The sequence below is a fragment of the Alcanivorax sp. genome (genome assembly GCF_002726155.1).
GTDB lineage: Bacteria > Pseudomonadota > Gammaproteobacteria > Pseudomonadales > Alcanivoracaceae > Alcanivorax.
This window is the reverse complement of sequence record NZ_PBSH01000047.1, coordinates 57446-67339: the sequence shown is the minus strand read 5'-3', so window position 1 is coordinate 67339 and position 9894 is coordinate 57446. Positions and strand designations below refer to the sequence as shown.

12 protein-coding genes and 1 other RNA gene are annotated in these 9894 nt (G+C 57.8%); 4 read left to right on the top strand and 9 right to left on the bottom strand.

Annotation, left to right across the window (positions count from 1 at the left end; translation table 11 throughout):
* Both rnpB and rsmI read right to left on the bottom strand, forming a co-directional pair.
* Window positions 1–317, bottom strand: an RNA gene (gene rnpB, locus CL546_RS14770) — RNase P RNA component class A; the annotation flags it as partial.
* A gap of 163 nt (window positions 318–480) precedes the next feature.
* The gene (gene rsmI / locus CL546_RS14765) at window positions 481–1311 is read right to left on the bottom strand and encodes a 16S rRNA (cytidine(1402)-2'-O)-methyltransferase (protein ID WP_290496327.1); all 831 of its coding nucleotides are present in this window, start codon (window positions 1309–1311) and stop codon (window positions 481–483) included.
* A gap of 79 nt (window positions 1312–1390) precedes the next feature.
* Between rsmI and CL546_RS14760 the strand changes: the two genes are divergently transcribed.
* The 4 genes from CL546_RS14760 to CL546_RS14745 all read left to right on the top strand — a co-directional run bounded on the left by CL546_RS14760 (window position 1391) and on the right by CL546_RS14745 (window position 4858).
* Complete coding sequence (locus CL546_RS14760; RefSeq protein ID WP_290496325.1) at window positions 1391–3265, top strand: penicillin-binding protein activator; 1875 nt, start codon at window positions 1391–1393, stop codon at window positions 3263–3265.
* Entirely contained in the window at window positions 3246–3623 is a 378-nt protein-coding gene (locus CL546_RS14755) for a YraN family protein (protein WP_290496323.1), read from the top strand. The genes CL546_RS14760 and CL546_RS14755 overlap by 20 nt, the downstream gene beginning before the upstream one ends.
* A gap of 69 nt (window positions 3624–3692) precedes the next feature.
* Window positions 3693–4280, top strand: a complete 588-nt coding sequence (locus CL546_RS14750) for a phosphoheptose isomerase (protein WP_007150375.1) — start codon at window positions 3693–3695, stop codon at window positions 4278–4280.
* Window positions 4280–4858: a BON domain-containing protein gene (locus CL546_RS14745; protein WP_290496320.1), complete on the top strand. Its 579-nt coding sequence runs from the start codon at window positions 4280–4282 to the stop codon at window positions 4856–4858. Before CL546_RS14750 ends, CL546_RS14745 begins: the two co-directional genes overlap by 1 nt.
* Before the next feature lie 117 nt (window positions 4859–4975).
* Here the strand turns inward: CL546_RS14745 and CL546_RS14740 are convergent, their stop codons facing one another.
* The 7 genes from CL546_RS14740 to rplM all read right to left on the bottom strand — a co-directional run bounded on the left by CL546_RS14740 (window position 4976) and on the right by rplM (window position 9686).
* Entirely contained in the window at window positions 4976–5377 is a 402-nt protein-coding gene (locus CL546_RS14740) for a ClpXP protease specificity-enhancing factor (RefSeq protein ID WP_290496318.1), read from the bottom strand.
* A 2-nt stretch (window positions 5378–5379) separates the two neighbouring features.
* Window positions 5380–6018: a stringent starvation protein SspA gene (gene sspA / locus CL546_RS14735; protein ID WP_007148462.1), complete on the bottom strand. Its 639-nt coding sequence runs from the start codon at window positions 6016–6018 to the stop codon at window positions 5380–5382.
* A 94-nt stretch (window positions 6019–6112) separates the two neighbouring features.
* Window positions 6113–6769, bottom strand: coding sequence for a cytochrome c1 (locus CL546_RS14730; RefSeq protein ID WP_290496314.1), 657 nt, complete (start codon window positions 6767–6769; stop codon window positions 6113–6115).
* On the bottom strand, window positions 6769–8052 hold the full coding sequence (locus CL546_RS14725; RefSeq protein WP_463671046.1) for a cytochrome b: 1284 nt from the start codon (window positions 8050–8052) through the stop codon (window positions 6769–6771). The genes CL546_RS14730 and CL546_RS14725 overlap by 1 nt, the downstream gene beginning before the upstream one ends.
* Entirely contained in the window at window positions 8049–8636 is a 588-nt protein-coding gene (gene petA / locus CL546_RS14720) for a ubiquinol-cytochrome c reductase iron-sulfur subunit (RefSeq protein ID WP_290496313.1), read from the bottom strand. The genes CL546_RS14725 and petA overlap by 4 nt, the downstream gene beginning before the upstream one ends.
* Before the next feature lie 214 nt (window positions 8637–8850).
* Window positions 8851–9246, bottom strand: coding sequence for a 30S ribosomal protein S9 (gene rpsI, locus CL546_RS14715; protein ID WP_011587863.1), 396 nt, complete (start codon window positions 9244–9246; stop codon window positions 8851–8853).
* An 11-nt stretch (window positions 9247–9257) separates the two neighbouring features.
* Entirely contained in the window at window positions 9258–9686 is a 429-nt protein-coding gene (rplM, locus tag CL546_RS14710; RefSeq protein ID WP_063518946.1) for a 50S ribosomal protein L13, read from the bottom strand.
* Between the last annotated feature and the right edge of the window lie 208 nt (window positions 9687–9894).

The window sequence follows — 9894 nt, the reverse complement described above, 5'->3', positions numbered from 1 at the left end:
CCACAAACCTCTAGCAACCTACCCGGATCCAGCGCGGGCCACGCCAACGGATCCCTATTTGGTCTTGCTCCGGGTGGGGTTTACCCTGCCACCACTGTTACCAGCGGCGCGGTGCGCTCTTACCGCACCTTTTCACCCTTACCGATTCCGACACAAGGAAGGAACAGGCGGTATCTTCTCTGTGGCACTAGCCGTAGCCACACCGTTCCCAGTGTGGCCCCCAGGCGTTACCTGGCACCCTGCCCTGTGGAGCCCGGACTTTCCTCCAACGGCCATCCTTAAAAAGAATCGCCGCCAGCGACTGCCTGACCGGTCCGGGGCGGAGTCTAAACAGTTAATAATTAATAGTGAATAATTAATAGCTACGCGGACCAGGTTTTCTGATCTTGAAGCGCAAAAGGTCACGCGCCCCAAAGTTGAGCACAGCCTCTTGCGCCTGAAAACGACCAAATCGGATCGCAAGTTATTCATTATTAACTATTAATTGTTCATTGCCTCTAACAGCGCATACAACTCCTGGCGCTTCAACCCGGTATGGGCCGCCATGATTTTGGCCACCCGTGACACCGGCAACTCAGCCAGCAGGCTTTTCGCCAACGCCCTGTCCTTGTCTGTCCACGACGAAGACTGCGCCACCGGCGACAGCACCAGCACCAGCTCACCGCGCCGCTGGTTGCTGTCCGAGGCCACCCAATCGCAAATCTCATCCACCGGACCGCGCCGAATCGTTTCAAATTGCTTGGTCAGCTCACGGCACAGGGTAATTTCACGATCTTTTTCAACCAGTGCTTTCAGGGCTTCCAGGAAGGACAGCACCCGGTGAGGCGCCTCATAAATAATACTGGTGACTGAGAGCCCGGCCAGACGCGCAATGGCTTGCTGGCGCGGCGCGCCCTTGGCAGGCACAAAACCTTCGAACAGGAACCGGTCGGAGGGCTGCCCCGCGGCCGCCAGCGCGGCCAGCAACGCCGACGCCCCCGGAACCGGCACTACATTTACCTGAGCCTCCTGACAGGCGCGCACCAGCCTGTAGCCGGGATCACTGACCAACGGCGTCCCGGCATCACTGATCAACGCCCCCTGCTCACCACTCTGCAAACGTGCCACCAACTCATCACTGCGCTGGCTTTCATTATGGTCATGGCAACTGATCATGCGATTGCGGATACCCAACTGATCAAGCATCCGCTGGCTATGCCGGGTATCCTCCGCCGCAATCCAGTCCACTGCCGCCAGTACGTCAATTGCCCGACGGGTAATGTCATCCAAATGACCGATCGGAGTACTGACAATAAACAAAGTCCCGCTCATATTCGTGCACTACTCAAGTGTTAAGACGCCCGGAAAGCGCCTACAATAGCCGCTTCATTCTGGTAATACGAACCTCGCCATGGAATTTAGAAAGGCTTATCTGGCAGCATTTCTGGCTGCCGCTGTTGTGGCCGGCTGCTCCACCACTCCTTCATCAAAGACCAAGGTCTATGAAACGCCCGCCGTTGCCACGCCCCGCGCACCGACAGAGGCGCCCGCTGCGCTTTCTGCCGCCCGCAACCAACTCGCCGGCATGGATGCCGACGAACGCATTACCTCAACGCTGTCCTGGGCCTCTACCTATCTGGGCGAAAAACGGGCCGCTGATGCAAACCAATTGCTCGCCGACCTGAACCCCGGACAACTCAGCAGTGAGCAGCGTTTCACCTGGTTGCTACTCAGTGGCCGCGCCCAGCTCGGCCAACAGCAAGCGGACAAGACCCTGACGCTGCTACAGCAATACCAGGACGAAATACTGCAATATCCCGCCGAGCATCAGGCCCAACTGGATCTGTTGCGCGCCGACGCCCTGGCCATGCAAGGCAAGCTGCTGGACAGCCTGCAGCAACGCGTCGCTGCGCACCCGCTACTCAGCGATGATGATCAGGGCTACAACCACAACATGATCTGGCAACTGCTGATGCAGCTGCCCAACACCGATCTGGCCGACGCCATTGACGGTAGCAGTGGCGATCTGCGTGGCTGGCTGACCCTGGCCCAACTGTACCGCGACCCCATTGCCGATCTGGATGCCCAGGTGACCCGCCTGAACCAATGGACCGCCCAGTGGCGCACCCACCCGGCCATCGACGATGTGCCACAAATGCTGAAAGCGCTGGAAGAAGCCGCCAGCCAGCGCCCCAGCCAGGTCGCCATCCTGCTGCCAACCACCGGCACACTGCAAACCGCCGGCAAGGCCCTGCAGGAAGGCATTATGACCGCCTTTTACCAGCAGCAGAAAAACGGCCAGCCGCCGACCCTGCGTTTTTACGACTCCGGTGGCGACGATGTCCTCGCCGTATACCAGCAGGCCGTGGCCGATGGCGCTGATTTCATTCTTGGCCCCCTGGCCAAGGACAAGGCCGCCACCATTGCCGCCCAAGGCACACTGCCAGTGACTACCCTGGCACTGAACTACATCGACACCGATAACCGCGCCGACAATTTTTTCCAGTTCGGCCTGGCCCCGGAAGATGAAGCTCGCCAGATCGCCAATCATGGTGCCAGCAGCGGCGCCTTGCAGGCCGGCATCCTCTACCCGGAAGGGGAATGGGGCGACCGCGTCGCCCAGGCCTTCGTCGATCGCTGGCAGGAACTGGGCGGCTCAGTCACCATCACCCGCACCTACCAGGAAGGGCCTAGCATCGGAGAAACCGTCAAGGAAATGCTGCTGGTGGCACAAAGCCAGAAGCGCGGTAATGCGGTCAGCCGTTTCACCAGCCTGAAGATGGATAACCAGCCTCGCCGTCGCCAGGACATGGATTTCCTGTTCCTGCTCGCCGACCCCAATCAAGGGCGCCAGGTGAAACCGGCCCTGAATTTCCACTACGCAAAAGATTTGCCCGTCTACGCCACCTCCTTGATCTACAGTGGTGAAGACCCGCGCCGGAATCAGGACCTGAACGGCATCCGCTTTGTGGATATGCCCTGGATTCTCTCCGACGATAACCAGGCCCTGCACGACGCCGCCAACGAACAATGGCCGGATGGGCATGGCCGCTACGAGCGCCTGTTTGCCATGGGCATCGACGCCTATCGACTGCAGGGCCGTCTATACCTGCTGAATGCCCTGCCTTCCAGCGAGCTCCCCGGCGTGACGGGCCGACTGCATATGGAAAACCAGCGCATCGTTCGCCAGCTTAACTGGGCCGTCTTTGTAGGCGGCAAGGCTCAGACACTGCCACAAGTGGCCGAACCAGGCCAGAACAGCCCCCGTGCCATTACTTCGCAGTAAACAAGACACCGGCCGCGACGCGGAAAAACGTGCAGCGAAATGGCTGGTTGAACAGGGGCTGACCGTTGTGGAGCGCAATTTCCACTGCCGTCAGGGGGAAATTGATCTGATCCTGCTGGATCAGGACACCCTGGTCTTCACCGAAGTGCGCTGGCGCAAACACCAGAGCCATGGTGGCGCGCTCGCCTCGGTGGATCAGCATAAACAACGGCGACTGATCAACGCGGCCCAGCACTTTCTGGCCCGCCACCCGGAACATCACCACCGGCCCTGCCGCTTCGATGTACTGGGCATGGAACCGGACAGCCAGCAGGCTGTCCTTTACCAATGGATACAAAACGCCTTTTATAGCGAATAAGCTACACAGCAGAATGTGAAAGATTGAGCGACCCTGAACTCAGCGAACAGGACATTGAAGGGACAATTTATGAGCGTGGACCGTATCCGGCAACTGTTTGCCGAAAGCATCGAAACCAAAGCCAAAGCCGGCGAAGTACTGCCTACCGTGATTGAAGCCGCAGGCCAGGCCATGGTCGAGTGCCTGCTCAACGGCGGCAAGATTCTCACCTGCGGCAACGGCGGCTCCGCTGGCGACGCCCAGCACTTCTCTTCTGAGCTGCTCAACCGCTTTGAAATGGAGCGCCCGGCACTGCCCGCCATCGCACTGACCACAGACTCATCCACGCTGACCTCCATCGCCAACGATTACAGCTACAACGAGATTTTCTCCAAACAGGTTCGCGCCTTGGGTGGCAGCGGCGATATCCTGCTGGCGATTTCCACCAGCGGCAACTCCGCCAACGTGATCCAGGCCATCCAGGCCGCCCACGATCGCGAAATGCGCGTGGTTGCCATGACCGGCAAGGAAGGCGGCGAAATGGTCAACCTGTATGGCCCCAACGATATCGAAATCCGGGTGCCCGCCACTTCCACCGCCCGCATCCAGGAAGTGCACCTCCTGGTCATTCACTCGCTGTGCGATTACATCGATCAGCAGTTGTTCGGAGGCCAGTAATGGTCGCACGCTTCATCCGTTTATCCGCCCTTGCCCTGCTGCTGTCGCTGACTGCCGGATGCGCCTCTCTGTCCAAGGGCATGTCCGACCAGCCCACTGACCAGGATCACGGTTCTCGGACTTTTGGTGCCTTCGTTGAAGATGGCAACATCGAGCGAAAAGTTGCCGTCAACCTGTCCCGCGCCAGTGCCGAACTGGACGAGTCACGCATTGTAGTGGTCAGTTACAACGGCAACGTCTTGCTTGCCGGCCAGGTAGCCAGCGAAGACCTCAGTACCCAGGCGGAAAATATCGCCAGCCAGGTACGCCATGTGCGCAACGTGCACAACGAACTACAGGTCGTGGGCTCCGGCTCCTTCCTGGCGCGCACCAATGACACCTGGCTTACCAGCAAGGTCAAAAGCCGCCTGCTGATTAACGGCGACGCGCCGGGCTGGCGCACCAAGGTGGTTACGGAAAACGGCGTGGTCTACCTGATGGGCCTGCTCACCCATGCCGAAGCCGACGCAGTGGTCGCCCAGGTACAGAAGGTGTATGGCGTACAGAAGATCGTAAAGATTATTGAGTATATCGACTAGGCGCTGCGCGCCGGCAACACGCTTCACGCGTCGCCCCACGGGGAAAACAAAAAGCCCGCTCAATGAGCGGGCTTTTGCGTGTTGCATGCAGCGTGAAGCGTGCTGCGTCTCACTTTCTCACTTCACCACTTTCAGGTGACTGACCTTACCTTTGCCTTCCTCTTTCTTTTCAGGCTCCGGGGTCGTCGGTGGCTCCGGTGGATCCACCGGGTCAAACGCCATGCCCTGCCCGTTTTCACGGGCAAAGATCGCCACCACCGCATTCACTGGCACCCGGATCGTCATGGGCATGCCACCAAAGCGGGCAGAGAAGGCAATTTCCTCGTTATCCGCCACAAACTGGGTGACGGCGCGCGGAGCAATGTTCAGCACGATCTGGCCGTCCTGCACAAAGTCCTGCGGCACTTCCACACCCGGGAAACTGGCATTTACCGCCAAATGAGTGGTCAGTCCGTTATCGCAGATCCATTCGTGGATCGCCCGTATCAGATACGGGCGATTGGAGGTCATTTCGGACATGATTACAGCGGGTTACGCAGTTCGCGCTCGGCGTCCGTCAGGCTGGCCTGGAACGCATCACGATCAAACAGCCGCTCGGCGTAGTCCAGCAGCGGTTTCACCTGCTTGGCTGGCAGCTCGATACCCAGAGCTGGCAAGCGCCACAGGATCGGCGCCACCACGCAATCCACCAGAGTGAACTCTTCACTCATGAAGTACGGCAGCTCGCTGAAGATGGGTGCGGTGGCAATAATCGCCTCACGCAGCTCCTTGCGACGCTTGTTCAGGCTGGCTTCTTTCTCTTCACCGGCCAGAATCGCATCCACATGGCCACACCAGTCACGCTCCACGCGGTGAATCAGCAGGCGGCTCTGGGCACGCGCCACCGGGTAAACCGGCAACAACGGCGGATGCGGGAAACGCTCATCCAGATACTCCATGATCACCGTGGACTGAAACAAGGTCAGCTCACGATCAACCAGCGTGGGCACTTCGTTGTACGGGTTCAGCGAGGCCAGATCTTCCGGCTTGTTGCTGCTATCCACATCAACGATATCGACCGTGACCCCTTTTTCTGCCAGCACGATACGCACGCGATGGCTGTAATGATCTTCCGGGGAAGAAAAGAAAGTCATTGAAGAACGCTTGGTCACCACACCCATTGTCGAGTCATCTCCGCACTAGTGATCTATAACAGAAACAGGGTAACCGCTTACACGGATACCCTGTTCAACGCTGGAATCCTACACTGAAGGATCAGTGTACGTCTTTCCAGTATTCCTTTTTGAGCAGGTAAGCCGGGATCAACAGGATGCCCAGGAAGACCAGCACATAAACCCCCAGACGTTCACGCTGCGGGCGAATCGGCTCCGCGGTGTAGGTCAGGAAGTTAGTGAGATCACCCATGGCCTGCTTGAACTCGTCTTCGCCCAACTCTTCTTCCAGGCCCGCCATCACGTGGGGCATCCCCACGCTCGGGAACACATGGTTGTTGTAACCGAACGGACGGGACTCATCTTCGTAGAAGTTGGTCAGGTACGAATACACCCAGTCGGAAGAACGGTACCGGGTCACCATGGTGAGATCCGGCGGCGCATTACCAAACCACTTCTTCGCGTCGTCTTGGTCCATGGAGTTATGCATCTGGTCACCGAACTTGTCACTGACGAAGTTCAGGTTCTCCATCACCAGCTCTTCCGGCATGTCCAGATCTTCCGCCATGCGGCTGTAGCGCTGGTACTGCAGAGTATGACAACCCAGACAGTAGTTCACGAACAGCTTGGCACCGTTTTGCAGGCCAACCTTGTCTTGCAGGTTTACCGGCGCTTTAACCACGTACTCGTTGTGGCCACCGCCAGCCGCAAACGCGACCAACGGCAGGCAGCTGAAAAGAATAACCGCTAGTTTCTTCATCAGTGTCCCCCCGTTACCCGTTCCGGAACCGGCTTGGATTTCTCGAATTTATGCACGAACGGCATGATCAGCAGGAAGTAGCTGAAATAATAGATCGTGCCGAACTGCGCCATCATCGTCTTGCCTGGTGTTGCCGGCTGGGTACCGAAATAGCCCAGCATCAGGAAGTCCAGCACGAAGAGCGTCATGAAGATCTTGCTCCAGATACCGCGATAGCGGATGGACTTCACCGGATGACGATCCAGCCACGGGATCACGAACAGGATCACGATCGCGCCGCCCATGGCCACCAGACCCCATGCCTTGGAAGACATGATGAAGTCGATGGTTGTGGCACGCAGCATGGCGTAATACGGACCGTAATACCAAACCGGTGCAATATGATCCGGGGTTTTCAGCGGGTTGGCCGGCTCGAAGTTCGGCTTCTCCAGCAGGTAACCACCACCATCCGGGAAGAAGAAGATCACCACGGCAAAGATCATCAGGAACACGATCACGCCGGGCAGGTCCTTCACGGTGTAGTAAGGGTGGAACGGGATGCCGTCTACCGGTACGCCGTTTTCATCCTTGTTCTGCTTGATTTCCACGCCATCCGGGTTGTTGGAGCCCACTTCGTGCAGCGCCAGAATGTGCAGCACAACCAGCGCCAGCAGCACAATCGGAATCGCCACAACGTGCAGCGCGAAGAACTTGTTCACCGTGGCAGTGGACAGCAGGTAGTCACCGCGCACCCAGGTCGTCAGGCCTTCACCGATTTCCTTGGCGTCTGCCGCGCTAATGAACGGCAGCAGATCAAACGGGATCGCGCCCGCCAGGGAGATAATTACCTGGGCACCCCAATAGGACATGTTGCCCCAGGGCAATACGTAACCAAGGAAGCCCTCAGCCATCAGCGCCAGGTAGATCAGCATACCGAAGATCCACACCAGCTCCCGCGGCGGCTTGTAGGAGCCGTACATGAGGCCACGGAACATGTGGAGGTACACCACAGCAAAGAACGCAGACGCGCCCACTGCGTGCATGTAACGGATCAACCAGCCCCACTCCACATCACGCATGATGTATTCAACGGAGGCAAAACCTTCGTTGGGAGAGAAGAACATGGTCAGCCAGATGCCGGTGAGCAACTGGTTTACCAGTACCACGATGGAGAGCACACCAAAGTAGTACCAGAAGTTGAAGTTCTTCGGCGCATAGTATTCGGACATGTGACGCTTGTAGGCGTCCACCACGGGCAGACGGGCATCTACCCAATCGACAACGCGATTCACCATTCCCATCATGCCTTGGTCTCCCCTTCCTCAGAGCCGACGATAACGACAGCTTCGCTCAGGTAAGAATGCGGCGGAACCACCAGGTTGGTGGGTGCCGGAACGCTCTTGTACACCCGGCCGGCCAGATCGAACTTGGAGCCATGACAGGGGCAGAAGAAGCCACCGTGCTCCAGCTCTACCGTCGGCTGATCCTCAAACAACGGGGAGCAGCCCAAGTGGGTACAAGTACCGACCAGAACCAGGTATTCCTTCTTGATAGAACGCCATTCGTTCCTGGCGTATTCCGGCTGCTGATCCGCTTCGGACGCAGGGTCACGCAGCTTCTCGTCCAGCTTCGGCAAGGTATCCAGCATTTCGTCCGTGCGACGCACCACCCAAATGGGCTGGCCCCGCCATTCTTCTACTACGCGCTGCCCTGCTTCCAACCGGCCAATATCCACTTTTACCGGCGCACCGGCATTTTTGGCTTTGGCACTGGGTTGCCAGGACTTAACGAAAGGTACAGCCACGCCAACGGCCCCTGCGGCACCAATCGCCGAAGTCAAGCCGATCAGGAAAGTGCGGCGGCTGCTATTAACGCCGTCGTTGCTCATTGAGTTATTCTCCCCTTAGATCCCACGCTCGGGGTTAGTCCGAGACTCGAGGCTTATCCCCAAGTTACGGGCGGAGTAAGGCGGCGCAAATGGTAAAGAAAAAGCCCACACCTGACAACCGGTTATTATCCCGTCAGGATCGCTAAACACCTGATTTGAACACAAAAAAGCCCAGCAATGCTGGGCTTTTTTGTGTAACTGTAGTGCTTGAAGCTTAACGCTTGGAGAACTGCGGACGACGACGCGCCTTGCGCAGACCCACTTTCTTACGTTCCACTTCACGAGCATCACGTGTCACGTAACCGGCACGACGCAGCTGACCACGCAGCTCACCGTCATACTCCATCAGCGCACGGGTAATACCGTGACGAATGGCGCCAGCCTGACCGTTGTTGCCGCCACCGCTAACGGTAACCAGCACATCAAACTTGTCAGTCGCTTCCACCAGCTCCAGAGGCTGACGAACTACCATCTGGTTGGTTTTACGGCCGAAATACACATCCAGCGGGCGACCATTAACGCTGATCTTGCCACTGCCCGGACGCAGAAAAACGCGAGCGGAAGAGGTCTTGCGGCGACCGGTTCCGTAGTTGGTTTCTACAGTTGCCATCGACAAACCCCTTAAATTTCCAGCTGCTGCGGCTGTTGAGCGGTATGCGGATGCTCAGTGCCGGCGTAAACTTTCAGTTTGCGGAACATGGCGCGACCCAGCGGATTACGCGGCAGCATGCCCTTGATCGCCTTCTCAATGATCATCTCAGGCTTTTCCGCCTGCAGAGTCGCAAAGTTGGCTTCTTTCAGGCCACCCGGGTAACCGGTGTGACGGTAATACATTTTATCCGACGCTTTGTTACCGGTAACGGCCACTTTATCGGCATTGATCACAACAATGTAATCACCGGTATCGACATGTGGAGTAAACTCCGGCTTGTGCTTACCGCGCAGACGGCTGGCGACTTCAGTAGCCAACCGACCCAACGTTTTGCCGGAGGCGTCTACCACATACCAGTCGCGCTTTACGCTTTCCGGTTTTGCGCTGTAGGTCTTCATGGGATTCTGCCCTAAATTCAATATGTTACGGGTAGTAAACACCCGCCGGCGACGGTTACGCCGGGCAAGAGAGCGCGAATTCTACCCAAGCCCCCAAAAGAACACAAGCCATTCAGGGGCATTTGTTGTCATGGCGCCAAATGGTCCCTAACCACCCTTGCTCCCGGCCTGAATAAAACGGGGCATTGTGTAGCGCCCGGCGCCATGT